The 25,832-nt window shown below is 36.3% G+C and carries 28 protein-coding genes; 22 read left to right on the top strand and 6 right to left on the bottom strand.

Annotated elements, in window-relative coordinates; all coding sequences use genetic code 11:
* Window positions 1-88 precede the first annotated feature (88 nt).
* The 4 genes from RAH34_RS19955 to clpB all read right to left on the bottom strand — a co-directional run bounded on the left by RAH34_RS19955 (window position 89) and on the right by clpB (window position 4,383).
* Window positions 89-736 (bottom strand): hypothetical protein, encoded by a 648-nt coding sequence (locus RAH34_RS19955; RefSeq protein ID WP_114821997.1) that lies wholly within the window; start codon window positions 734-736, stop codon window positions 89-91.
* Between the two features lie 20 nt (window positions 737-756).
* Complete coding sequence (locus RAH34_RS19950) at window positions 757-1,296, bottom strand: hypothetical protein (protein WP_114821996.1); 540 nt, start codon at window positions 1,294-1,296, stop codon at window positions 757-759.
* 202 nt (window positions 1,297-1,498) lie between these two features.
* On the bottom strand, window positions 1,499-1,651 hold the full coding sequence (locus RAH34_RS19945) for a hypothetical protein (protein ID WP_306597278.1): 153 nt from the start codon (window positions 1,649-1,651) through the stop codon (window positions 1,499-1,501).
* A gap of 137 nt (window positions 1,652-1,788) precedes the next feature.
* A complete protein-coding gene (gene clpB, locus RAH34_RS19940) occupies window positions 1,789-4,383 on the bottom strand; it encodes an ATP-dependent chaperone ClpB (protein ID WP_114821995.1) in 2,595 nt (864 codons plus the stop codon).
* Window positions 4,384-4,754: 371 nt separating this feature from the next.
* Between clpB and RAH34_RS19935 the strand changes: the two genes are divergently transcribed.
* From RAH34_RS19935 to RAH34_RS19840, 20 genes are all read left to right on the top strand, one after another.
* Window positions 4,755-5,333 carry a TetR/AcrR family transcriptional regulator gene (locus tag RAH34_RS19935; protein ID WP_306597277.1) on the top strand — a complete coding sequence of 193 codons (579 nt, stop codon included), beginning with the start codon at window positions 4,755-4,757 and terminating at the stop codon, window positions 5,331-5,333.
* 242 nt (window positions 5,334-5,575) lie between these two features.
* Entirely contained in the window at window positions 5,576-6,892 is a 1,317-nt protein-coding gene (locus RAH34_RS19930) for a phenylacetate--CoA ligase family protein (protein ID WP_306597276.1), read from the top strand.
* A complete protein-coding gene (locus RAH34_RS19925) occupies window positions 6,892-7,977 on the top strand; it encodes a 2Fe-2S iron-sulfur cluster-binding protein (protein ID WP_306597275.1) in 1,086 nt (361 codons plus the stop codon). The genes RAH34_RS19930 and RAH34_RS19925 overlap by 1 nt, the downstream gene beginning before the upstream one ends.
* A 115-nt stretch (window positions 7,978-8,092) precedes the next feature.
* On the top strand, window positions 8,093-9,031 hold the full coding sequence (gene paaA / locus RAH34_RS19920) for a 1,2-phenylacetyl-CoA epoxidase subunit PaaA (RefSeq protein WP_062672210.1): 939 nt from the start codon (window positions 8,093-8,095) through the stop codon (window positions 9,029-9,031).
* A 7-nt stretch (window positions 9,032-9,038) separates the two neighbouring features.
* On the top strand, window positions 9,039-9,641 hold the full coding sequence (locus RAH34_RS19915; RefSeq protein ID WP_306597274.1) for a hypothetical protein: 603 nt from the start codon (window positions 9,039-9,041) through the stop codon (window positions 9,639-9,641).
* A gap of 16 nt (window positions 9,642-9,657) precedes the next feature.
* Window positions 9,658-9,939, top strand: a complete 282-nt coding sequence (paaB, locus tag RAH34_RS19910; protein WP_062672207.1) for a 1,2-phenylacetyl-CoA epoxidase subunit PaaB — start codon at window positions 9,658-9,660, stop codon at window positions 9,937-9,939.
* Between the two features lie 101 nt (window positions 9,940-10,040).
* Window positions 10,041-10,790, top strand: a complete 750-nt coding sequence (paaC, locus tag RAH34_RS19905) for a 1,2-phenylacetyl-CoA epoxidase subunit PaaC (RefSeq protein WP_114821990.1) — start codon at window positions 10,041-10,043, stop codon at window positions 10,788-10,790.
* 6 nt (window positions 10,791-10,796) lie between these two features.
* Window positions 10,797-11,606, top strand: a complete 810-nt coding sequence (locus tag RAH34_RS19900) for an alpha/beta hydrolase (protein WP_306597273.1) — start codon at window positions 10,797-10,799, stop codon at window positions 11,604-11,606.
* A gap of 3 nt (window positions 11,607-11,609) precedes the next feature.
* Window positions 11,610-12,074: a 1,2-phenylacetyl-CoA epoxidase subunit PaaD gene (paaD, locus tag RAH34_RS19895; protein WP_034695803.1), complete on the top strand. Its 465-nt coding sequence runs from the start codon at window positions 11,610-11,612 to the stop codon at window positions 12,072-12,074.
* A gap of 142 nt (window positions 12,075-12,216) precedes the next feature.
* A complete protein-coding gene (locus RAH34_RS19890; RefSeq protein WP_306597272.1) occupies window positions 12,217-13,017 on the top strand; it encodes an enoyl-CoA hydratase-related protein in 801 nt (266 codons plus the stop codon).
* A gap of 79 nt (window positions 13,018-13,096) precedes the next feature.
* Window positions 13,097-14,230 carry a 3-hydroxyacyl-CoA dehydrogenase NAD-binding domain-containing protein gene (locus tag RAH34_RS19885; RefSeq protein WP_306597271.1) on the top strand — a complete coding sequence of 378 codons (1,134 nt, stop codon included), beginning with the start codon at window positions 13,097-13,099 and terminating at the stop codon, window positions 14,228-14,230.
* Window positions 14,231-14,500: 270 nt separating this feature from the next.
* A complete protein-coding gene (locus RAH34_RS19880; RefSeq protein ID WP_306597270.1) occupies window positions 14,501-14,809 on the top strand; it encodes a hypothetical protein in 309 nt (102 codons plus the stop codon).
* Between the two features lie 9 nt (window positions 14,810-14,818).
* Window positions 14,819-15,232, top strand: a complete 414-nt coding sequence (locus RAH34_RS19875) for a PaaI family thioesterase (protein ID WP_034695815.1) — start codon at window positions 14,819-14,821, stop codon at window positions 15,230-15,232.
* Between the two features lie 89 nt (window positions 15,233-15,321).
* A complete protein-coding gene (pcaF, locus tag RAH34_RS19870) occupies window positions 15,322-16,527 on the top strand; it encodes a 3-oxoadipyl-CoA thiolase (RefSeq protein WP_306597269.1) in 1,206 nt (401 codons plus the stop codon).
* A 96-nt stretch (window positions 16,528-16,623) separates the two neighbouring features.
* Complete coding sequence (locus RAH34_RS19865) at window positions 16,624-17,217, top strand: transferase hexapeptide repeat family protein (RefSeq protein ID WP_047429267.1); 594 nt, start codon at window positions 16,624-16,626, stop codon at window positions 17,215-17,217.
* 74 nt (window positions 17,218-17,291) lie between these two features.
* A complete protein-coding gene (locus RAH34_RS19860) occupies window positions 17,292-17,888 on the top strand; it encodes a transposase (protein WP_306597268.1) in 597 nt (198 codons plus the stop codon).
* 58 nt (window positions 17,889-17,946) lie between these two features.
* Window positions 17,947-18,774: an alpha/beta hydrolase gene (locus RAH34_RS19855; protein WP_306597267.1), complete on the top strand. Its 828-nt coding sequence runs from the start codon at window positions 17,947-17,949 to the stop codon at window positions 18,772-18,774.
* A 109-nt stretch (window positions 18,775-18,883) separates the two neighbouring features.
* Window positions 18,884-21,379: a phenylacetic acid degradation bifunctional protein PaaZ gene (gene paaZ, locus RAH34_RS19850; protein WP_306597266.1), complete on the top strand. Its 2,496-nt coding sequence runs from the start codon at window positions 18,884-18,886 to the stop codon at window positions 21,377-21,379.
* A gap of 138 nt (window positions 21,380-21,517) precedes the next feature.
* Window positions 21,518-22,132 (top strand): transposase, encoded by a 615-nt coding sequence (locus tag RAH34_RS19845; protein ID WP_306597265.1) that lies wholly within the window; start codon window positions 21,518-21,520, stop codon window positions 22,130-22,132.
* Window positions 22,133-22,303: 171 nt separating this feature from the next.
* A complete protein-coding gene (locus RAH34_RS19840) occupies window positions 22,304-22,465 on the top strand; it encodes a hypothetical protein (protein ID WP_306597264.1) in 162 nt (53 codons plus the stop codon).
* 59 nt (window positions 22,466-22,524) lie between these two features.
* Here the strand turns inward: RAH34_RS19840 and RAH34_RS19835 are convergent, their stop codons facing one another.
* Window positions 22,525-23,202, bottom strand: coding sequence for a CPBP family intramembrane glutamic endopeptidase (locus tag RAH34_RS19835; RefSeq protein ID WP_306597263.1), 678 nt, complete (start codon window positions 23,200-23,202; stop codon window positions 22,525-22,527).
* A gap of 233 nt (window positions 23,203-23,435) precedes the next feature.
* Here RAH34_RS19835 and RAH34_RS19830 point away from each other — a divergent pair, with 233 nt between their 5' ends.
* Together RAH34_RS19830 and RAH34_RS19825 are read left to right on the top strand one after the other, a co-directional pair.
* On the top strand, window positions 23,436-24,206 hold the full coding sequence (locus RAH34_RS19830) for a DUF4241 domain-containing protein (protein WP_306597262.1): 771 nt from the start codon (window positions 23,436-23,438) through the stop codon (window positions 24,204-24,206).
* A 2-nt stretch (window positions 24,207-24,208) separates the two neighbouring features.
* Window positions 24,209-24,895: an SMUG2 DNA glycosylase family protein gene (locus tag RAH34_RS19825; RefSeq protein ID WP_306597261.1), complete on the top strand. Its 687-nt coding sequence runs from the start codon at window positions 24,209-24,211 to the stop codon at window positions 24,893-24,895.
* Between the two features lie 82 nt (window positions 24,896-24,977).
* Here the strand turns inward: RAH34_RS19825 and RAH34_RS19820 are convergent, their stop codons facing one another.
* Window positions 24,978-25,799, bottom strand: a complete 822-nt coding sequence (locus RAH34_RS19820) for a T9SS type A sorting domain-containing protein (protein WP_114821975.1) — start codon at window positions 25,797-25,799, stop codon at window positions 24,978-24,980.
* Window positions 25,800-25,832 lie beyond the last annotated feature (33 nt).

Below are 25,832 nucleotides of genomic sequence, written 5' to 3'. Positions count from 1 at the left end.
TCTCTTTTCCTCTGTCTGTAATTCCGGATGTATATAAATACGGCTATCACAAACATCAAAAAAAAGATATTGAATGAGATAATGGTGATTAAGAGTTCTGTTTTCCCCATATAAATGAACTTGCAAATAAAATATACATCACTGCTCCTGAAACCTGAAAATAGATAAAATAAATGTCCCAGATGTCTATATATTTCCAGAGGAGAGAGTTAAATGTCATAAATGGCTGATTGGCAATATAAAAAAGCGTAATTCCAAGATTAATATAAAACATTCTGTTTTTACTGAAATTAAGAATCTCGGATGAATTAACCTGTTTATAATACTCCATAATCACGAGACCCATTAAAAGTAAACAGCCAACATTGTAATTGAAAGAAAAAATGACTTTCTTTTCGGGGAAAAAAAGCCCCCTGAGGATATAGGTTAAAATATATATACCCGTCAGAATGTAAAAAAGTTTTACCTTTTTCAGAGACTCTTTTGCATACAGCCAATAAAAAAATATAAACTGCAATGGAATTACGAAGTAGTTGTAAAAATTTATTCTGTCTATTTTAAGTGGTTTCTCGCCCCATTTTACAGCTGACTCACACAGGAAAATAATAATGAGATAAATGGCAAGATACTTCCAGGGTTGTTTTTTTACACGGTTATAATAAATCAGAGAGATTAAAGCAGCAAAGGCTTCTCCCCAATACATAAATGATGAAAAAATTTTCTGAATTTCAGTCATACAGCGTTTAAGAATGGTAATTAATAGGAAGTGCCCATAGGGGGAGCCGGAGGAATAAGCGTTCCGCTGTTTTCTCCCACTGTTCCGTCGTCATCATGTTTGTAAGCTGCACTTTTACTTTTTGCTGTGCTTAGTCCAAATGCTTTGCCTTCCCCGTGTGCTTGAAGAGTATTAAAATCAGAATCATAGGCTACTCCGGTTTCATTTGTCTTTTTCATGGTAGGAATTAAAACCAATGTGTGCTTTTCGGCATATTCCTGAGGTACCGGATGAGATGCCATGATATCCCAGTTTTCAGTTTTAGGATAAGAAGCATAATAAAATCGGATTCCCAGATCTTCCGCAGAGGTAGCAGGATCTACTTTTGCCGCTTCTTCTTCGATTTTTGCAATGAAATTTTTTAATTTCGGAAGGTCAAACCAAATAGAATGCGCATCTTGTATTCCTAAAGTAGTGTTGATTGCGCTTAAGTGGTTTTGACGATAATTGTCGATCAGAGCCTGGATAAGACTGTTTGACATAGTCCCGGGCTGCAATGGATTGTTTGATTCTGTATTCATAGCTTAGTGTTTTGCGGTAAAACTCAATTAATATGCAAATCTCGTAAAAAATATTCTAGAAAATCTATTCCTTAATTGGGAATTCCACTGTTATTTTTACCGTGTTTTTACGGATTGCATGAAAAAAAATAACAATTCAGAGCTGATAAGGCTTTGGTTCATTCAATAAAAAAACGGAGAAATTCTGCTTCTCCGTTTTTCTTTAAATACATGGATACTTTCTCCAGTCCCTGCAGATGTATCCTGATGTACAGCATAAATTGGCAGGGCAATTCATGTTTTCATCACACATAATGATGGGAGCGATAAGACCGCCATCGATTTTTTTCAAATCGTCTCTTTTTAGTTTTTTCATGCTGATTCTGTTTTAGTTATTAGTATAGTAAATATAAGTTTATTTCACTTAAATAAGAAAAATAGTTTAAAAAATAAGTGCTGCAGATTATTCTACAGCACTTATTCACAAAAATAATGTATATGAAAAAAACTATTTTATTGTTCGGTAGGTCGGAAAACTAATCCTGTTTCCACAAAGTAATCCAAAGTGATTCTGTCTCCGTCATTTACATTCCCTGCAAGAATTTCTTTAGACAACTTGTTGAGAACTTCCTGTTGGATCACTCTTTTCAATGGTCTTGCTCCGAAGGCAGGATCATATCCTTTATCCATCAGATAATCTACCGCATCCTGAGTGAAAGTCATAATGATGTTTCGTTTAGATAACATTTCATTAAATCCTCTCAATTGGTACTGAACGATTTTTCCGATCTCTTTTTTTCTTAAAGGCTGGAAGAGTACAATTTCATCAATTCTGTTCAGGAATTCCGGACGCAGCGTCTGTTTTAAAAGATCAAAAACTTCATCTTTTGTTTTATCCACAATTTCATCCTGATTTTCCTCAGTAAGATTCTCAAAATTCTCCTGAATCAGATGTGATCCTAAATTCGAAGTCATGATGATGATAGAATTTTTAAAATTCACCACTCGTCCCTTATTATCTGTCAGACGTCCATCATCCAGAACCTGAAGTAACGTGTTGAAAACATCAGGGTGTGCTTTTTCAATCTCATCGAGAAGCACTACGGAATAAGGTCTTCTTCTAACCGCTTCAGTCAGTTGTCCCCCTTCATCATATCCTACATAGCCTGGAGGCGCTCCCACCAATCTTGAAACACTGTGACGTTCCTGATATTCACTCATATCAATTCTTGTCATATTGTTTTCATCATCGAATAAGAATTCCGCCAATGCCTTTGCCAACTCGGTTTTACCGACTCCGGTTGTCCCCAGGAATAAGAAAGATCCGATTGGCTTTTTATCATCACTTAAACCGGCTCTGTTTCTTCTGATCGCATCTGCAACTGCCTGAATCGCTTCATCCTGCCCAACCACTCTGTGATGGAGTTCAGATTCAAGATTCAATAGCTTGTCTCTTTCTGATTGCAGCAATTTGGTAACAGGAATACCGGTCCATTTCGCAATCACTTCAGAAATATTTTCTGCAGTAACCTCTTCTTTGATCAGTTCATTCTGATGATTCTGCATTTCCAGCTCTACTTTGGCTAGTTCTTCTTCTTTTTCACGAAGTTTTCCGTATTGGATTTCCGCTACTTTTGCATAATCTCCGGCTCTGGAAGCTCTTTCTGCCTCGTGTTTCAGGGATTCTATATCTTTTTTGATCTGGGTAAGATCTTCACTTTTCTGTTTTTCTTTCAGCCATTTCGCATTGATCTCATTTCTCTGTTCAGAAATTTTAGCAATATCTTCTTTAAGGTGATCAATTTTGGTCTGATTGCCTTCCCTTGAGATGGCTGCCAGTTCAATTTCCAGCTGCATCAGTCTTCTGTCCAGAACGTCCAGCTCTTCCGGCTTGGAATTGATTTCCATTCTCAGTTTTGCAGAAGCTTCATCAATAAGGTCAATCGCTTTATCCGGTAAGAAACGGTCTGAAATATATCTTTGAGACATTTCCACCGCGGCAATAATTGCCTCATCTTTGATTCTTACCTTGTGGTGCGCTTCATATTTATCTTTAATACCACGAAGGATAGAAATTGCAGATTCTGTATCCGGTTCTTCCACCATTACTTTCTGGAAACGTCTTTCCAGCGCTTTATCTTTTTCAAAATACTTTTGGTATTCATTCAATGTAGTGGCACCAATCGCTCTTAATTCTCCTCTTGCTAAAGCAGGCTTTAAGATATTGGCAGCATCCATTGCTCCTTCACCGCCTCCGGCTCCTACCAAAGTGTGGATCTCGTCGATGAAAAGGATGATCTGTCCATCAGACTTGATCACCTCATTCACAACGGATTTCAGACGCTCTTCAAATTCACCTTTATATTTTGCTCCGGCGATCAAAGCGCCCATATCCAATGAGAATAACGTTTTATCCATCAGGTTTTCAGGAACGTCGCCACTGATAATTCTGTGAGCAATTCCCTCAGCAATAGCTGTTTTACCTACACCAGGTTCTCCAATAAGGATTGGATTGTTTTTAGTTCTTCTGGAAAGGATCTGTAAAACCCTTCTGATCTCTTCATCACGCCCGATTACCGGATCCAGTTTTCCTTCAGCTGCTAACTCGTTGAAATTTTTAGCATATTTATTTAAAGACTGATACGTTTCCTCTGAGCTTGCAGAAGTTGCTTTACTCCCTTTTCTTAATTCTTTTATAGCGCCTTCCAACAGGTTTTTGGTTACGCCCATATCTTTCAGCATTTTGGATACTTCAGAAGTAGTTTCCAAAAGAGATAGCCATAAATGTTCAATCGTTACATATTCGTCACCCATCTTCTTGGCAATGTTGGGTGCATCCAGCAATACTTTGTTGGCAGATTGTGAAAGATAGATATTTCCTCCCTGTACTTTTGGAAGTTTTTCTAAATTCTCACGGTTGCGCTCTCTTACTAAATTAGCATCTGCTTCAGATTTTTTTAATAAGAAAGGCGATATATTTTCATCCACCTGAAAGATTCCTTCAAGGAGATGTTGAGGTTCGATACTTTGATTGCCCAGTTCCATAGCAACCTGTTGTGCTGCCTGGATGGCTTCCTGTGATTTTACAGTATATTGGTTTAAGTTCATATTTTTATATATTTTTGGTAATGGTTTGTTTAAAGTTTAGTTTTTAAAAAACATCAAGAAACCAAATTCTGAGGCTTAGTTTCTTAATGCCATCAATTATTTAATCATTTATTCGATGACTGTATCGCAAAAACTGTTCAATTATTAAATTTACAAAAAAATAGGACAAATTTTCCGGATATTGTATTTTTAACGGAAATTTAACTTGACAAAATTTCCGATTTCGTAATTATTTCTTGGAAATCATGAACAAAAAGTCATAACAAGGCCAATTAACAGAATATCTAAACTACGGTTCGCAGGTCTTTTTTCTTTTTATGTTCAAAAAATGAACAGTTTAATTCAGAATAATTACTTTTGCATTTTACCAGATGGAACTAAAAGAAAAACAGAAAAAAATATTAGACGTAGCCGTAGAACTTTTCAAAGAGAAAGGGTATATGGGGAGCTCAGTAAGAGACCTGGCAACGAAACTGAATATCAAGGCAGCATCGCTGTATGCACACATCCGTTCAAAGGAAGAAATTCTGGAATGGATTTGTTTTGGCATTGCTCAGGAGTTTTTCGATGAGCTTCAGGAGGTGAAAAATACAGCTATTGCTCCAAAAGCAAAGCTGAATCTATTATTGGATAAACATCTTTCTGTTGTTCTTAAAAACCGTGATGTTACCCATATTTATTCCAATGAATGGAAACACCTTGAAGAAAGACTTCCCGAATTTGTAGAATTAAGAAAAAACTATCAGCAGGAAGTTGAGAAACTGATTTCCGAGATTTACAAAGCCGAAAAATGGGAACTGAAATCACCATCATTCACCACAAGATTTATCCTTCATACCTTAAATAATTCCTATTTCTGGTTCAAAAGAAGTAGTGATTCTACGGATGAAATTACCGATGAGATCAGAGAAAAGATTCTTTTTGGCCTGCTTGGAAATCAGAAAAAATAACCACTTCGCTTGTCATTGACTACGTCGAATCTTCGATTTCGGACGAAGGAAGAATCTCGTGACAGACTGTTAGATTTTTAAAAGATTCTTCACTACACATTCGTTCCGTTCAGAGTGACATTGGGCATAATTTTAATAATTTTTCTTATTTAGAATCATTCAAAATATGACAAAAGTCATAAAAATTTTGCCAGCTAGCAAAATCTTTTTAAATTTACACCTAACAAATGTTAGTTAGTTTTATGGATTTTTCAGTTGAATATCTGGAGCTGGGTCAGTTGAGACAGCTTCAATCCGACCGGTTGATCAGCCTGATCAGCTATTTGGGAGAGAAGTCGGAATTTTATAAAAAGAAATTTGATGAATTACAAATATCTCCGCAGGGTATAAGGTCGATTGAAGATATCGCTAAACTTCCTATTACTTACAAACAGGATTTAAGAGATAACTATCCTTTCGGATTATTTTCTGTTCCTAAAAATGAGCTTCAGCGTATTCACTGCTCAAGCGGAACAACAGGGAAGCCGACTGTGGTAGGATATACTAAAGAAGATGTGGACCTTTTCAGTGAAGTGGTGGCAAGATCTTTACATGCTGCAGGAGCAAGACCTGGAATGCAGTTGCACAACGCTTATGGTTACGGAATTTTTACAGGAGGTTTAGGCCTTCATTACGGAGCTGAAATGTTGGGGATGAGTGTTCTTCCTATTTCCGGAGGAATGACGTCAAGACAGGTAGATCTGATTGTAGATTTCAAACCTGAAGTGATCTGTTGTTCACCGTCATATGCTTTAACGATTGCGGATGAATTTGCCAGAAGAGGAATTACTGCAGAAGAGATCAGTCTTAAATATGCTGTTTTAGGCTCAGAGCCGTGGACGGAAATTATCAGAGGTCATATTGAAGAAAAATTAGGCGTTCATGCAACCAATATCTATGGATTAAGTGAAATTATCGGTCCGGGAGTTTCCATGGAGGATTTTGAAGAGAAAGGAGGAGCTTATATCTGGGAAGATCATTTTTATCCTGAGATTTTAGATCCGGTTACCAAACAGCCGGTTCCTTTCGGGGAAGAAGGCGTTTTGGTGATCACTACTTTAACCAAAAAAGCAATGCCTCTTTTACGCTACTGGACGAATGATATTACAAGTCTTTACTACGATGAAAATGCCAGAAGAACCATGGTGAAAATGAAACCTATCGTTGGAAGAGCCGATGACATGCTGATCGTAAGAGGAGTCAATGTTTATCCAAGTCAGATTGAAGATGCTTTTTCTTATGTAAAAGGAGTGGTTCCAAACTACTATCTTACGCCTGTAGAGAAAGAACATATGTGTATTGCTTTGGATATTGATGTTGAAATCGATGATGAATTGGTAAAATCTCAAAAAATAGAAGCCAATACCGATGATTATTTTAATTTTGTCGGCAACTTTGGGAAAAACATAGAAAACGAAATAAAAAAGAGGGTAGGAATCACTACGAAAGTAAAAGTTCATGCTCAGGACAGCCTGCCGAAGTGCGAAGGTGGAAAAATTAATAGAATACTTAAAAAATAATGAATTCATTTTATAAACTTAAAACAGTTAAAGTTCAGAAAGATACTTCCGAAGCAGTGAATGTGGCGGTAGAAATCCCTGAAGAACTGAAAGATAAGTTCAGGTTCAAGCAGGGACAGTATCTGAATTTCCGAATGACAATCAACGGAAATGAAGAAAGACGTTCTTACTCTATCTGTAATGCTCCAAGTGAAAAGGGCAATACGCTGGAAGTATTGGTGAAGTTGCTTGAAGGCGGAAAAGTATCAGGCTATTTCAATGAACACCTTCATATGGATGAAGTGCTGGAAGTAATGCCTCCGATGGGTGGCTTCAATACTTCTTATCACCCGACAAACGTAAAAACTTATGTTGGTCTGGCTGCAGGAAGCGGAATTACTCCTGTATTATCCAATATTAAAGAAAGTCTTTATCAGGAACCGAATTCAAATGCCTATTTGTTCTACAGCAACAGAAGCATGAATCATGTTTTAAGAAAGGCAGAGATTGATAAACTTGTAGAGCATTTCAACGGAAGACTGAAAGTGATTTACCTGGTAAGCCGTGAGAAACACGAAGATCCTGTTTTTGAAGGAAGAATTTCGTCAGAAAAATTAGAGCAGCTGTTTGAAAGATATACAGATATTGATGTAAAAGAAGCTACTTATTTTATTTGCGGACCTTCAGAAATGATTAAGGGGATTGCAGACTATCTGAAAAAAGACAAAAAAGTACCTGCTATTCAGGTTTTATTTGAATATTTCACCGCTCCGGATGAAGAAAATACGGAGGAAATGAGTGATGAATTCAAGGCCATTGCCAATATTGAAAGTATGGTAACGGTAATCATTGATGATGATGAATATTCGTTCCACCTTAATTCTAAAAAAGAGAGTATCTTAGATAAAGCATTGAAAGATCAGCTTCCGGTTCCTTTCGCATGTAAAGGAGGCGTTTGCTGTACGTGTAAAGCACAGGTTCTGGAAGGAGAAGTTTTCATGGAGAAGAACTATGCGCTTACCGAAGAAGAAGTAGCCAGAGGCTTCGTTCTTACCTGCCAATGTCACCCTACAACCAATGTGGTGATGCTTAATTATGATGTTTAAGACAATTTGAAAATGAGAAAATGGGCTAATTTGAAGATGCTATTATCATATTTAAATTTCCCAATCGCCTAATTCTCAAATTTTCAAATTATTTAATTTTCAAATTCAAAAAAAGATGGACTTAGAAAAATTTGTTCAATACGTTCACGAAGAAAATAAAGTAGAACCAAAAGATGTAATGCCAGATGATTACAGAAAATTATTGGTTCGTCAGATTTCACAGCACGCGCATTCTGAAATTGTAGGAATGTTGCCGGAAGCCAACTGGATTTCCAGAGCGCCTTCATTGAGAAGAAAAATGGCTCTTTTAGCTAAAGTTCAGGATGAGGCAGGCCACGGCTTATATCTTTATTCTGCCACTGAAACGTTAGGTGACGGAAGTATCAGAGCAGACAGAGATGCTACTTATGATGATATGCTGGAAGGAAAAGCAAAATATTCAAGTATTTTCAACTATCCTACCTTAAGCTGGGCAGATATCGGTGCCATCGGTTGGTTAGTAGACGGTGCTGCGATTATGAACCAGGTAATGCTGATGGGGAATTCTTACGGTCCTTATTCAAGAGCGATGGTGAAAATCTGTAAGGAAGAATCATTCCACCAAAGACAAGGATACGAAATTCTTATGGCATTGTGCCGTGGTACAAAACAACAGAAAGAAATGGCTCAGGCTTCATTAAACCGTTTCTGGTGGCCAGCTTTGATGATGTTCGGACCTAATGATGACAGTTCACCCAACTCCAAAATCTCTATGAATTACAGAGTAAAAAGAGAAAGTAACGACAGTCTTCGTCAGAGATTTATCGATGTTACTGTTTCTCAGGCTGAGTTCCTGGGATTAACCATTCCTGATAAAGATCTAAAATGGAATGAGGAAAGACAGCATTATGATTTCGGAGAACTTCCGTGGGATGAATTCATGGAAATCTTAAAAGGAAACGGACCTTGCAACAAAAAGCGTATCGAAACGAAGAGAAAAGCGCAAAGAGAGAATGCTTGGGTAAAAGAAGCTGCGGCGGCTTTTGCAGAAAAACAGAACGAAAAAGTAAACTAGAAAATCAGTGAAAACCTTACTTCAGATATTTTTATTATTGGCTGTTTCTTTTTTTAAAGGTCAAAGTGTTGATATACTTGCAAACATACCTTTAAAACTTGACAGAGAAAATGAAGTAAGAATTTACGTTGGTAATGGAATTACAAACAGTGGAAAAGTTTTTAGAATTTATCTTAACGAAAAGAAAAAATGGAATGTCGAATTAGTACAATGGTTTTTTCCAAAAAAGATAAGTGAAGATGAATTTCAATCAATTCCTCCTATTGTAACAAAGCCAAAATCAAAAATTCCATTAAAAGAAGTCTTTTTAAATCTTGAAGCATTAAATATTGGAGATCTTCCGAAAGAAACATTTTTTAATTATAAAAAATCAAAACGAAAAGTTATTTTTGATGAAGATGAAAAAGATTATGTTTTAATGTCGCAGGAGATGAGTGTCTTAGATGGTGCAGATTTCTTAGTGAAATATAAGTCTTATAATAGACAGAATGAGTTTCATTATCTTAATCCCCAAGTCTATTTAGATAAGTACCCAGGGATTGATGAATATGAAAGTTTCATGAAAATTTTAAAATATGTTGAAGATAACTTCAATATCAAATTAAATTAAAAAATAAAAATAGATAATGAGTCAATTAGATATGTGGGAAGTGTTTATTCAGACTAAACCGGGATTATCTCACAAACACGTTGGAATTGTACAGGCACCAACAGCAGAAATGGCTTTGCAGAACGCAAGAGACGTTTATACAAGAAGAAAAGAAGGAACTTCTGTTTGGGTTGTTCCAAGTAAATATATTGTGACTTCAGAAGGTGTGGATAAAGAAGCATTCTTTGATCCGGCTGATGACAAACTTTACCGTCACCCAACCTTCTACGAGATTCCAAACGACGTAAAAAATATGTAATAAGACTTTTGAGATAATAGACAGATAGATAAAAGACCTTAAGGTTTACTTGTCTATTTTCTATCCATCTATCATCTATCCGTCTTTAAATTGATTAAACAATGAACCCATTATATAATTATTTATTAAAACTAGCAGACGACAGTTTCATTATGGGGCAGCGTTTGTCTGCGTGGTGCGGTGAAGGTCCTTACTTAGAGGAAGATATTGCATTGACGAATATTGCGTTGGATGAACTAGGTCAGGCGAATAACTTTTACGTTTACGCTTCAAGAGTGATTGACAACGGAAAAAGTGAAGATGATATCGCATTTTTAAGATACGAGCACGAATATGTGAATGCCCATTGGGTAGAACTTCCTAATGAAGATTATGCACAGACTATTCTTAAAGTATATGTATTGTCTGTCTATCAGAAACTGATGTATGAGGCATTATCAAACTCTGCTAATGAAGAATTGGCTGCCATTGCTCAAAAATCATTGAAAGAAGTAAGATATCACTACACTCATGCGTCTTCATGGATGAAGATCTTTGCTCAGGGAACGGAAGAAAGCCGTGGACGTTTGGTAAAAGCCATTGAAAATATCTGGGAATATACGAAAGGTCTTTTTGCTAAAACTGAAGGTGAAGATGACCTGGTTGTTTTAAATATTGCTCCCAATTCAGATGCTCTTTACGAAGAATTCCTTGCTGTTACCAAGAAAGATTTTGCAGACTTCGGTTTAGAATATCCTGAAAATGCTTTTATGCAGCCAAAATCAAGAACAGGATATCACACAGAATATTTCGGATTTATTCTTTGTGAGCTTCAGTATATGCAGAGAGCGTATCCTGGCTGTACCTGGTAATAAATTATGAAGAAGTTGCTTCTTGGGATATTGGCTTTTTTTCTTTCAGCCTATGTGATACTATGTGTTGGGATTTATTTCTATCAGGAGAAAATTATTTTTTATCCTGAAAAATTACCGGAAAATTACAAGTTTACATTTGATGGTGATTTTGAAGAAGTACCCATCAAAACGCAAGATGGAAAACATTTGAGTTCTGTTTTATTCAAAGCTCAAAATCCAAAAGGAGTCATCTTTTATCTTCATGGAAACGGAGGATCAATAAAAAGCTGGGGAGAAGTCGCTCAGCTCTATCGAAGTATGAATTATGATACTTTGATACTTGATTACCGTGGTTACGGAAAAAGTGAAGATAAAATTAATAGTAAAGACCAGCTTTTTTCGGATGTTGAAAATGCTTATAAAGAACTTTTAAAAAGATATCCGGAAAACAGAATTATTATTTTAGGATATTCCGTAGGAACGGGATTAGCCGCAAAATTAGCATCCATGCATAATGCAGGATTATTGATTTTACAGGCGCCGTATTACAGTATAGAAGATGAAATGAGTCAGAAATTCTCATTCCTTCCAAAGTTTTTACTGAAATATAATTTTGAGACTGGTGAATATTTAAAAACCGTTCAATCGCCCGTCGTTATTTTTCATGGTGATAAAGATGAGGTTATTAACTATAAAGCCTCTTTAAAGCTTAAAAATAACTTTAAAAAAGGTGATCGTCTGATTATATTAAAAGATCAGTATCACAACGGAATAACAGATAATTTGGATTATCAGAATGCAATGAAAGCCATTCTTGATTCTGATAAAAAATAAAATATGAATCAGCTTTTAGATTTATTAAAAACCATTCCTGATCCGGAAATTCCGGTCATTGATATTGTGGAATTAGGAATTGTAAGAGATGCACAGATTACAGGTGAAAATACCTGTGAGGTGATCATTACACCTACCTATTCCGCTTGTCCTGCCATGTTTACCATTGAGGAGGATATTATCAAAATGATGAAAGAAAACGGATGGGATGCGAAAGTGGTAACCAAGATGTTTCCGATCTGGACAACAGACTGGATTACTGATGAAGCGAGAGAAAAACTCCGTGTTTACGGAATTACACCTCCGGAAAAAGGAGCAGACGAACACCACATCGGGAAACCGAAAAAATGTCCGCGTTGCGGTTCCGAGCATACCAAGCAGATCAGCAGATTTGGTTCTACTTTGTGTAAGGCATCTTACCAGTGTTTGGACTGCCTGGAACCTTTTGATTATTTTAAATGTCATTGATGAGTTATTCATCAATCCACCACAAACTTTACGGCTATGCAAAGCATAACGAAGGAATTGTTAGAATGTTAAATTATTAGACGGTTACATTAATTTATATTGTTAAATTAGTGCGTTGTTAAATAATAAATTAATAAAAACTATGTATACACAACTTGATATTGAAACGCATTTTGACGGAAAGCTGAAAATCGCATATCTTAATCAACCAGACACGATGAACGCCCTTACTAAGCCGGCTTTATCAGATCTCAGAGACTTTGTTAAAGAGTGCAGCGAAGACGAAACGGTAAGATGTGTTGCTATTTCCGGAAGAGGAAGAGCATTCTGCTCAGGTCAGAATCTGGACGAAGCTTTTGTAGTAGGCAAAGAACACCATGATCATGACATCATCAGAAAAATTGTGGTAGACTATTACAATCCATTGGTAATGGAAGTTACCCGTTGCAAAAAACCGGTTATTGCTTTAGTAAACGGTCCTGCAGTAGGGGCTGGAGCAATGTTGGCGTTAATCTCTGACTTCGTTCTAGCGAATGAGAAAGCATATTTTGCTCAGGCATTTTCAAATATCGGTTTGATTCCTGATACAGGAGGAACTTACTTCTTACCGAAACTTCTAGGTAGACAATTGGCCAATTATTTAGCATTTACAGGTAAAAAATTATCTGCAGAAGAATCCAAAGCGCATGGCCTTGTAGCAGAAGTGTTCACTGAAGAAGAATTTGTTCCGAAATCTATGGAAATCCTTGAAAGAATGGCAAACATGCCGACAGCAGCCATCAAGCTTACGAAAAAAGCATTTGCCAATTCTTATACCAACACATTGAAAGAACAGCTTGAACTGGAAGGTGATCTTCAGCAGGAAGCTGCAGAAACAGAAGATTTCATTGAAGGAGTAAACGCCTTTTTACAGAAAAGAAAACCTAATTATAAAGGAAGATAAATCATAGATATTAGATTTTAGAAGTTAGATGTTAGTCAATAATCTAACTTCTAATTTCTAGCTTCTAACATCTAAAAAAATGAAAAATATTGGAATTATCGGTGCCGGAACCATGGGAATCGGCATTGCACAAGTAGCCGCAACGAACGGATGCAAAGTTTGGGTTTACGACGCCAACGCAAAACAAGTAGAAACGGCAACGGTAGGTTTGGAAAAAACCTTGACCAAATTGGTTGATAAACAAAAAATTTCAGGAGAGAAAATGACTGAAATTTTAGCTAATATTTCCATTGCTACGGAATTGAAAGATTTCAAAGATTGTGAGCTGATTATAGAAGCCATTATCGAAAACAAAGAGATCAAAACCAAAGTGTTTACAGAGCTTGAAAACTATGTTTCTGAAAATTGTGTTCTCAGTTCCAATACCTCATCTATTTCTATCACCTCTCTGGGTGCAGAACTCAAGAAGCCGGAGCGCTTCATCGGAATTCACTTCTTCAATCCTGCTCCGTTAATGCCTTTAGTGGAAGTTATTCCATCTTTATTAACAGAAAAAACATTAGCAGAAAAAATCTACAACCTCATGAAAGAATGGGGAAAGACTCCTGTTATTGCCAAAGATATTCCAGGATTCATCGTCAACAGAATCGCCAGACCTTATTATGGAGAAGGCCTGAGAATTGTTGAAGAAAACATCGCCACACCGGAACAGGTAGATGATGCTATGAAAACATTGGGGAACTTCAAAATGGGACCTTTCGAACTGATGGATCTTATTGGAGTGGATGTCAACTTTGCAGTAACAACCACCGTTTACAAAGATTATTTCTACGATCCGAAATACAAACCGTCTTTATTACAGCAAAGAATGTCTGAAGCCAAACTTCACGGCAGAAAAACAGGAAAAGGGTTCTACGATTACAGCGAAGGAGCAGAAAAACCTGTAGCTCAGAAAGACGATGCTTTATATCAGCAGATCTTTTTAAGAATCATTTCAATGCTGATCAATGAAGCTGTTGAAGCCAAAAGATTAGGAGTTGCCAATGATGAAGATATCGAGCTGGCAATGCAGAAAGGCGTCAACTATCCAAAAGGTTTATTAAGCTGGGGGAAAGAAATCGGGTATTCAAAAATCTCCGAAACCCTTCAGAACCTTTACGAAGAATATCAGGAAGAAAGATACAGACAAAGCCCTTTACTGAGAAAACTATAAAGATTAACAGCATATTTATTATGAGTAGGTCAAGGAGGAAAACTCCCATAACAGGAGTTACAACTGCAGTGACAGAAAAGGAAAATAAAAGAGATGCCAATCGAAAATTAAGAAGGTTGAACAAAATCAAAATCCATAAAAGAGATTATGATTTATTTCAATTAAGAGAGATCTCAAATGTATGGGGGTTCGATAAAGATGGTAAATATTATGTCAAAAATCCCAGCAAAAGATCTTTAATGAAGTAAATGGAAAAAGAGATAAATTTTCATGAATATAGATGAATTCAGGGCAGAGCTGGAGATCAGACTTTTAATTGAGAAACAGTATTTAACTCAGGAAGCCTCTTCGGTTGATGAGCAGGAAAGACTTGAGCTTTTAGGAAAGTTTAATGAAAAATATAAAGAGCTGATCAAAAGATTAGCCAGCGAAAATGGAATTGATTTAAACGAATCTTATCCCTCTGAAGATTCATCAGACTCAGAAAACCTTTCATACGGGCAGATTATTCTTGGGAAAACCATGAGTGTTTACGACAGATTATCTGATGAACTGTATGAAGAAATAATAAACATATAATTAACAGAAATGAATCCAAGACAAGTAGCAGATTATATGTTCAATCAGGATTATTTTTCCCAGTGGATGAATATCAAGATGATTGAAGTAAAAGAAAATTACTGTTTAATAGAAATGCCAATTAAGAAGGACATGCTGAACGGATTGAAAACAGTTCATGGCGGAGTTACCTTTGCATTTGCAGACTCTGCGCTGGCATTTTCTTCCAACAATACCGGAGATGCTGCCGTAGCATTGAACTGTATCATCAATTTTACCAAAGCAGGAAAGGAAGGCGATGTTTTCAGAGCAGAAAGTGTTTTGGTGAATGATACGAGAAAAACAGCTGTTTATGACATTCAGATTACCAATCAAAACAAAGAACTGATTGCAAAATTTGTAGGAACAGTGTATAAAATCGGAAAAAAAGTAACAGAATTATAATAAGCAGTAAGCTTGAAGCAATAGGCTGTAAGCTTTTTTGAAGCTGATAGAGCCTACTGCATATAGCTTAAAGCCTAAAGCAAATAAAAATGAACAACGTATACATCATAGACTATGTCAGAACTCCCATCTCAAAACTACAGGGAGGATTATCAGAAGTAAGAGCCGATGATCTTGCTGCTATTGTTATTAAAGAAGTAGTAGCTAGGAATCCTGAAGTTCCTGTTGAGGAAATTGAGGATGTTATTTTCGGATGTGCCAATCAGGCGGGTGAGGATAACAGAAATGTTGCCAGAATGGGACTTTTATTAGCTGGTCTTCCTTACAAAATTGGTGGAGAGACTGTCAACAGACTATGTGCTTCAGGAATGTCTGCGGTAGCCAATGCATTTCGTTCCATTGCTGCAGGAGAAGGAGAAATTTATATTGCAGGAGGAGTAGAGCATATGACGCGTTCTCCTTATGTAATGTCAAAACCTAGCGCAGCTTTCGGAAGAGACAGTCAAATGTTTGATACTACTTTCGGTTGGCGTTTCATCAACCCAAAAATGAAAGAAATGTATGGGGTTGACGGAATGGGGGAAACTGCTGAAAACTTAGCAGATATCCACAAGATCAACAGAGAAGATCAGGATAAATTTGCCCTTTGGTCTCAGCAGAAAGCGACAAAAGCTCAGGAAAGCGGAAGACTGGCAGAAGAAATTGTAAAAGTTGAAATTCCTCAGAGAAAAGGAGATCCAATCATTTTTGAAAAAGATGAATTTATTAAGCCTGCTTCATCTATGGAAGGTTTGGCAAAACTTCGTCCGGCTTTCAGAAAAGAAGGAACAGTAACGGCTGGAAATGCGTCAGGAATGAATGACGGAGCTGCTGCTTTGATTTTAGCAAGCGAAGAAGCTGTTAAAAAATATGGGTTGAAACCCAAAGCAAAAATCCTGGGATCTTCCGTAGCTGGTGTAGAGCCAAGAATCATGGGAATCGGACCTGTAGAAGCTACCCAAAAGCTATTGAAAAGATTAAACCTTTCCCTGGAAGATATGGATATCATCGAATTAAACGAAGCATTTGCAGCACAGGCACTGGCTGTAACAAGAAGCTTAGGGTTGAAAGATGATGATGCAAGAATAAATCCGAACGGAGGTGCTATTGCCATCGGTCACCCACTGGGAGTTTCCGGAGCGAGAATCGTAGGTTCTGCGGCAATGGAACTTCAGAAGCAGGATAAAAAATATGCATTGTGTACCCTTTGTATCGGTGTCGGACAAGGATATGCAATGGTCATCGAAAAAGTATAATGAATTTGAAAGTGAGATAATTTGAGAATTTGAAAATGTTTAAAGACATTATTAATTTTCTAATTATCCCATTCTCAGATTTTCAAATTAAAAAATATGAACATCTACTCATACCACGGGATTCGTCCCATTATAAAGCCCTCTGCCTACATTCATCCGCAGGCAGTTATTATCGGGAATGTAGAAATAGGTGAAGAAGTATATATTGGTCCCAATGCAGTAATTCGCGGTGACTGGGGGAAAATTATCATTAAAGACGGAGCCAATGTACAGGAAAACTGTACCCTTCACGTTTTCCCGAATATAGAAACGATCCTTGAAGAATCAGCACACATCGGACATGGCGCGATTATTCATTCCGGACACATCGGAAAAAACTGTCTGATCGGAATGAACTCCGTGGTAATGGACAAAGCCTATATAGGTGATGAAAGTATCGTCGGAGCATTAGCTTTTGTACCCGCCAATTTCAGATGTGAACCAAGAAAACTGGTGGTAGGAAGCCCAGCAAAAATTATCCGTGATGTTTCTGACGAAATGATTCACTGGAAAACAGAAGGAACAAAATTATATCAGGAGCTGGCAAGAGAAGGAAAAGAAGCTATTCTGCCTTGCGAACCGTTTACAGAATATGTTCAGCAGATTCCAACCAAAATTGTGGATTACAGTATTTGGGATGATATAAAATAAAAGTATAACTTATCTTGAATATTTAGAGATAATCAAACCCAACGGGTTTTTAAAACCCGTTGGGTTTAAATCAAATGTCAGATTTAAAAAGAATGATTAATACAGAAAATTTTGAATTTGAAGGTACCTATCACATTTTCTCTCATGTAAATGGGACTGAAGTGATTTTTCGTGAACCCTCAAATTATCAATTTTTTCTGGAAAAGATAGAAAAATATATTCTTCAGGTCGCTGATATTTATGCTTATTGTCTGTTACCTAATCATTTTCATTTGTTGTTAAGATTTAAGAATTTTGATGATGTGAATAGTGAAAATGAACATCAGTTTTTAATGAAGCATTTTGGTAATTTATTGAATGCTTATGCTAAAGCTTACAACAAAAAATATAATAGAAAAGGAGCTCTTTTTCTGAATGTGGTAAAACGAAAGAAAATATCTGATGAGAAATATTTATTGAAGGTTCTCCATTATATCCATAATAATCCGGTTAATCACGGATTTGTAAATAAAATTGATCAATGGAAGCATTCTTCGTATAATTCATATTTGAATCCTGAAAAAGAAAGTAAATTGAATAGAAAGGAGATCATGCAGTATTTTGATTCGGTAGAAGTTTTTAGAAATTATCATCAGTCTACTGTTGAATATGACTTTTTAAATTTTGAATAATTGCTAATAATCAAACCTAACGGGTTTTTAAAACCCGTTAGGTTTAACAAAAATAAATATGATTAAAAAAATTGCGCTTGCATGCAGCATAATGTTGGCGGTGGGCTGTACGTTATCAGCACAGACTGTTGCTACAAAACCGCTTACAATAGGAGAAGTGAGGACCATTAAGTCCAAAACATTAAATGAAGACAGAACGCTGAATATTTATCTTCCGCAGGGATATGATAAAACAAAATCATACCCGGTGATCTATTTATTGGATGGAAGTATGAATGAGGATTTTATTCACGTGACGGGATTAGTACAATTCTTTAATCAGATGTATTCTATGCCGGAAACTATTGTGGTGGGAGTTGCTAATGTAGACAGAAAAAGAGATTTTACTTTTCATACGGACTTAAAAGACTTGCAGAAAGACTATCCCACAACAGGACATTCTGATAAGTTTATTGAATTCGTTGAAAAAGAACTAAAACCTTATGTGGAAAGTCAGTTTAAAACCACAGATAAATACCTTTTCGGTCAGTCTTTGGGCGGGCTTTTGGCAGCGGAAATCCTTTTGAAAAAACCGGAAATGTTCAATAACTATTTTATCATCAGCCCAAGTTTGTGGTGGGATGACGAAAGTCTTTTAAAACAGGCTCCACAACTGCTTTCAAAATCTGCGGATACTAAAAAATTCGTTTATGTTTCTGTAGGGAAAGGAGAACATCCGGTGATGGTAAAAGACGCAGAAGCTTTCTATGATGTTTTGAAAAAAGCAGGAAAGAAAAACTGGACGTTGGAATATAAAATGATGGAAACAGACAATCATGCAACCATTCTTCACAGAAGCTTATATGAAGGATTGGTGAAAATGTTTCCTTATCAGGAACCAAAATAATTTGTAACTGAAATAATAATACGGATTCAAACCTTATAGGTCTCGAAGACCTATAAGGTTTAGATGAAATTATTAAAAAGATTAATCAAAGCAAAAAGTAAAAAACTATATGGAAAAGTTAAAAAACTATATCTACGGACAATGGGTAGAAGGTACCGGAAGCGGAGTTCCCTTGTACAATGCCGTTACAGGAGAACAGGTAGCTGTTTCCGATACAGAAGGGCTTAATTTTGAACAGGCTCTTGACTACGGAAGAACCGTAGGATATAAAAACCTGTCTTCAATGACTTTCTACGATCGTGGAGAAATGCTGAAAAAAGTAGCTCTTTATCTGTTAGAAAGAAAGAAAAAATACTACGACTTATCATACAAAACAGGAGCTACACACGTAGATTCTTGGGTGGATATTGAAGGTGGTTTCGGAACTTTCTTTACCTATTCCGGATTGGCAAAAAGAATGCTTCCGAATACTTCATTTTGGGTAGATGGAGATACCCAGAAGATTTCTGCTAACGGAACTTTCTTAGGAACGCATATCTTAACACCAAGTGAAGGCGTTTCTGTACAAATCAATGCTTATAACTTTCCGGTGTGGGGTATGTTGGAAAAATTATCCACTTCCTTGCTGGCAGGTGTCCCTTCTATTGTAAAACCATCTCCTTTTGGATCTTACCTTACCAATGCTGTATTCCAGGATATGATTGAAAGTGGAGTCTTGCCTGAAGGAGCTGTGCAGTTAGTGTGCGGAGAACCAGGAAATATCTTAGATTATGTACAGGATGGAGATTCTGTATTGTTCACAGGTTCAGCCAATACAGGAAGAAAATTAAAATCACTGCCATCTATTGCAGGAAATGCGGTTCGTTTCAACATGGAAGCAGATTCATTAAACTGTTCAATTCTTGGATTGGAAGCAAAGCCCGGAACTCCGGAATTCGATCTATTCATCAAAGAAGTTCGTAACGAAATGACAACAAAAGCAGGGCAGAAGTGTACTGCAATCAGAAGAATCATTGTTCCTGAGCACTTAATCGGTGACGTTCAGAATGCTTTGTCTAAAGCTTTGGATCAAACAAAAATCGGAAACCCATTAAGCAGAGAAACCAAAATGGGATCTTTGGTAGGAAGACAGCAGTATGAAGAAGTTTTAAGAAAAGTAAATCTATTAAAATCAGAAACAGAACTTGTTTATGACGGAAAACACGAGCTTGTAGATGCCAACTATGAAAATGGAGCATTTATGAGCCCGAAATTATTCCTGAACGACAAGCCTTTCGAAAAAAATATCTCGCACGATGTAGAAGCTTTCGGGCCGGTATCTACATTAATGCCATACAAAGATGCTGAAGAAGCAGCTGCATTGGCAAAAAGAGGAAAAGGAAGTTTGGTAGGATCTATTATTTCTCATGACGAGAATTTTATCGCAGAAACATCCTGGAAAATGGCTTCCCAACACGGAAGAATCTTTGTATTGAATAGAGATAACGCCAAAGAAAGCACTGGTCACGGTTCACCGCTTCCGACATTAATGCATGGAGGTCCTGGTAGAGCTGGTGGAGGAGAGGAAATGGGCGGACTGAGCGGTCTTCATTTCTTCCTACAGAAAACAGCAATTCAGGGATCACCGGATGTGTTGAAAGCAATTACTAAGATCTACCAGCAGGGAGCAGAGAAAAAATTTTCAGATAAACATCCTTTCCAGAAGTATTTTGAGGAAGTAGAAGTAGGAGATTCTTTAGAAACTGCAGGAAGAACAGTTACCGATGCAGATATTGTCAACTTCTCCAATGTTTCATGGGATCATTTCTATGCGCATACAGATGCTACAAGTTTAACAGGTACCATCTTTGATAAAACTGTTGCTCACGGATATTTCATTCTTTCAGCAGCAGCAGGATTATTTGTTTCAGGTAAAAAAGGACCTGTTATTGCCAATTACGGATTGGAAGAATGTAGTTTCTTCAAGCCTGTATACGCCGGAGATACTATCACGGTTTATTTAACAGCAAAAGAAAAAATCAACAGAGGAGTAAAAGGAAGAAACATTCCTTCCGGTGTTGTAAAATGGTTGGTTGAAGTAGTGAATCAAAGAGATGAGGTAGTTTGCGTAGCAACAATTTTAACATTGGTGGCAAAACAATCTCCTTTCATTGATCTGAATGTGAAAAACGTTCAGAAAATAGTAAACGGATTAACAGAAACAACACCTTCTCTTTGGGGGAAAATGTCTCCACAGCAGATGATCGAGCATTTAGAGCAAGCGGTATTGGTGAGCTTTGGTGAGCCCGAAGCAGAAAAATGTTTTACTCCGGAGGAAAATCTTGAAAAATGGCAGGATTCTCTTTATAACCACAGAGCAATGCCAAAAGAATTTACAGCTCCATTCCTTCCACAGGATGGCTCACTTCCTGAACTAAAACACAAAAACCTGGAAGCTGCAAAATTATCATTCATGGATAACCTGAAAAAGTTTGTGATCTATTATAAAGAAAATCCACAGGCAGAACACATGAATTATGTTTTCGGAAAACTGAATAAAGAAATGTGGGAACTGATGCACAAAAAGCATTTTACACACCATTTCCAGCAGTTTGGATTGATTTAATTAATGAAAATATAAGTTTGAAATCCCTTTCAGTAATTGAAAGGGATTTTTTAATGGACGATTACCCTTGTCAAGGTTTTAAACCTTGACAAGGGTAATATTATTTTATATTTTCAAAGTTTAAAAACACAAAGTGAAATGGCAGATATTAGAACAGCTCCAATTGAAGCAGATTGTTTTTACCACATTTATAATCGTGGTATTAATGGTGAAGCTATATTTAAATCAGATAGGAATTATTTGTACTTTCTCAATAAAGTGAGCGAATTTCTTATTCCTGTATGTGATGTATATGCCTATTGTCTGATGCCTAATCATTTTCATCTTTTGATTAAGATAAAGTCCGATTTAGAACTGAGTAGCTTTATTGTAGATCAAAATTTTGGAGAGGCTTTAAAAAATGGTCTTCATTCTCCTCAGAATATTTTCTCAAAACAATTTGCCCTGATTTTCAATTCTTATTCCCAGGCTTTTAATAAAGAAAATAAAAGACATGGAGCTCTTATTGAATCTCCTTTTATAAAGTTGATTACATCAGATAAATATTTAATTAATAGTATAATTTATATTCATCAAAATCCACAAAATCATTCAATCAGGCAGTTTACAAAATATAAATTTTCCTCCTATCAAACCATTCTAAGTAAATCAAAAACTTTATTGAAAAGAGATGAGATTATTGAATTATTTGATAATAAAGAAAATTTTGTATTGTCACATCAAAGAGACATTGATTTTGATGGCGAATTTTAGTTTAAAAGTCCAGCTTATCCTTGTCAAGGTTTTAAACCTTGATAAGGATGTTGGTTGGTTGTAATGTATTTTATTTCAGTTAGTTATTTTGTTTTTGTTTAAAATTACTAACTTTAATAGGCGAAATCCGAAAAGCATATAGAGTAGGAGAGAACATCAAAACAAACCACTATGAAAAACTTAAAAAAACTTTCAAGACATGAGTTGAGATTTCTTAAAGGTTCCGGACCAAACTGGTCTTGTGCCCTTAATCCTTGTCCTCCCGGAAGCTGTTGTCTTCCTGGAAGATGGCCTGATATTGCCAGAGCATGTTATATATGTGCTGATTCTTAGATTTTTTAAACTTAAAACATACATAAAACTGCAATTCCTTTTGATTTGCAGTTTTATTTTTATGATCTATTCCTAATTTTAAAATATCCATATATTAAAACTGGTAAAGCCAATATCTGAAACAAAAAGATAAGCAGCGAAGGAATTCCTTCCAGATGGTTTATATTGGCTTTCATGAAGATCTGCTGGCCTAACGGACCGTTTGAAAATACAATAATATTAAACAAATTCCAGCCCAGATGGAGACCTATTGGAAGATATAGAGATTGAGTTTTAGCAAAAGATATAGCCAGCATCCACCCAAAGATGGCGGTCATCCCAAAAATAATTCCCATTTGAAAAGGATTCCCGAATGCATTATAAGAAAACCAATGATAGATTCCGAAGCAGGCAGCAGATAAAAGACAGGCTTTTGTCATTCCCCATTTTTCTATAGCAAGATAAAGCAAAGCTCCTCTGAAAAGTAATTCTTCAAACAGTACAGATTTCAGAACCCACCATATACCCGTTAATGCAGCAGATAATGTAAGTTGTTTATTCAGAATCCAGCCATTATTAATGAATGCAGTTGTCATGATATGATAAAGGCTGCAAATGGCAGCAGCCAAAAGAAAACCAGTACTCCAATGAACCAGCCTGGTTGGGTTAGGCTTGAATCCTAAAACAGAAAGATCTTGTTTTGCTATAAACTTAAGGAGAAGCCATGAAATGATAAGCTCAATGATAATTCCGATCATAGGTTAAAAGTTTTAGTTGGCTGAAGTTGCTATTTCATTGAAAACGAATTTAATAAAAAAATAATATAAATTAAAACCTGGAAATGGGATGATAAAATATGATGATTTAATTTCTTTTTGATCAGCAATTTATTGAAGTGAATAATTAAGTTGTAAGAGATTCTTAGTTTCAACTTCTTCTTTCTCTTGCAAAAAAGTACTAATTTTAAGATTCAATCATAAAATCGAGAGCAATGAACGAAAACTGGATGCAAAAATGGGAAGAAGTAAAGGATATTCTGGTTTGTCCTACAGATCTGGAAACTTATTTTACTTCTGATGAAATTATGGGGAAGAAAATGGAGACCATGAAAATTGGAAATGTTTCTCTTCCCTCCGGAAAAGTGGTGGTAAGAGATCCATTGGTATCTCTGAATGCCAATCAATCGCCTTATTTTATTCAGGCTCCGAAAGGCAATTTTCCTGTAACTATTGCTGTAGTAAAATCTGAAGATTGGGGAGATAGATATGCTGTAGTAAAAGTTGAATTTACCAAAGAAAAACCTGTTATTTATAGAGAAGCATTGGTTGGAATTGAAGAACTGGAAGGAGTGACTGATGAAGATTTTTTTGGCTTTGAGGTAGATGCCGGTTTAGGTTGTATTGCAGATAAAGAAGTGCTTCCTTTTGTAGATCAATTTGTTGATGAAATAAATGTCGACAATGTTTATGACGATTATTTTGCAGGGCTTTTCTCACAAAGTTATAAAGATTATCCCAACAATCAGAGAGAAGCGGGAGACTGGATCAACTGGACGGTTCCAGGTACCAGCTATCAAATTCCGATGTTTGCCAGCGGCTTTGGTGATGGCAGCTATCCTGTTTATTTTGCTTATGATGACAATGGAGAGCTGTGTGGTTTATATATTCAATTTATCGATATTGAATTGGCTTTAAGTGACGATGATGAAGAGGATGACGATGAAAACGATCAGCCTGAAAATTTTATTTTTTCTAAAAACTAAATATGAATACAACTTTTGCAGACCATGTTATTACGTTCAATAAAAACCTGAACTATACAGGTAATTTACCTGAAGGTTTTGATGTTCTGAATCCGTATCTGGAAAATCCTGAAACATTAATGGTAATGCAGAAGTTTTATCATAAATATTATAATGATTCGTCCCGGAGAAAATTTATCATTGGAATCAATCCAAGCCGTCATGGGGCTGGAGTAACCGGAGTTCCGTTTACCGATACCAAAAGATTGGAAAGTGTCTGCGGAATCAAAATGGAATCTGCCCGTACTCATGAAATTTCTTCCGTATTTATGTACGATATGATCGAAGGCTATGGTGGAGCTGATCTTTTTTATGAAGATATTTATATCAATTCCCCATTTCCGCTTGCGATCGTAAGGAAAACAAAAAACGGATGGCTTAATGCTAATTACTATGATGATAAAAAACTTTTCGAAGCTGTAAAAGACTTTATGGTCGAATCTCTGAAAAAGCATATCAGCCTTAATCTCGATACATCAGAGGTTTTTATATTGGGTAAGAAGAATGCTGATTTTATTTCAAAATTAAATAAAGAAGCAAAATTGTTCGATAAAATGACGGTGTTGGAACATCCAAGATATATCCAGCAGTACAAATTGAAAGAAAAACAGCTTTATATAGACAAGTACATTTTAGCCTTAAAAAAATGACAAAATCCCTTCGTCGAAAGGGATTTGTCATTCATGAATTAGAATCTTTGTGGGAATATGGAACTTGTGAAATTTCTTACAATTAGTTTTTAATAATCTTGGTAGATTCTGTAGCTGTTTTAATAATATAAACTCCTTTTGGAAGCTCTGAAATATTGATTTCATTATTTCCCTTTTGAGTTGGTATAGTTTTCAGCATTTTACCATCCATGTTGTAGATTTTGGCTTCACTGGCTTTTTCTGTAGTAATAGAAATAGGTCCGTTGGTTGGATTAGGATAAACAGTCAGGTCTTTTTTTATGCTTTTAGTTTCCGAAGTACCCAATACAAGATTACTGTCTTTTACCCAGGTGAAAGCATCAAAACCTACATATCGGAAAGCTCCGTTTGCAGTGATTTGTAACTCATCAATCACAATGTTTGAGTAATTCTGACCATTTAAGTTGGTAAGATCAATTAAGGTGTATCCATTGGTGCTGCCTAAGCTGGTTGCAAATCCGGTAGTTTTTGTTTGCGTAAATTTTGTTACTCCGCTTAATTTTCCGGTTACAGTAAGTGTTCCTGCTACGTTAAGATCTAGGTTCAATGCAGAAAGATACATCCAGAATCGGTTTACTTTAAATAAATTGGAAGTAGTCTTTATACTGAATGAAGGTGGAGATTGAGTATCATTGGAGTTATCAATGTATCGGTTATCATTTGATGTTCCACTCCAGCCGGTTCCCGGGAAATTCCCCTGAATGTCAAAAACACTTACATGTGAAATGATATTGAAAATGACTCCGTTATCGGTGAAGCTTGTACTCCCGTTCGATTCTGTCTCAAATTGTTCTGTACTGGTCTGCCCGAATGAGAAAATTGAAATGAGCAGACTACAGATGGTTAAAAAAGTAGTGCTTTTCATGATATTTGTTTTAAATGTTAGGTTATTGTATAG

Source organism: Chryseobacterium sp. WLY505, assembly GCF_030846215.1.
GTDB lineage: Bacteria > Bacteroidota > Bacteroidia > Flavobacteriales > Weeksellaceae > Chryseobacterium.
This window is presented reverse-complemented; position numbering and strand designations above follow the sequence as displayed.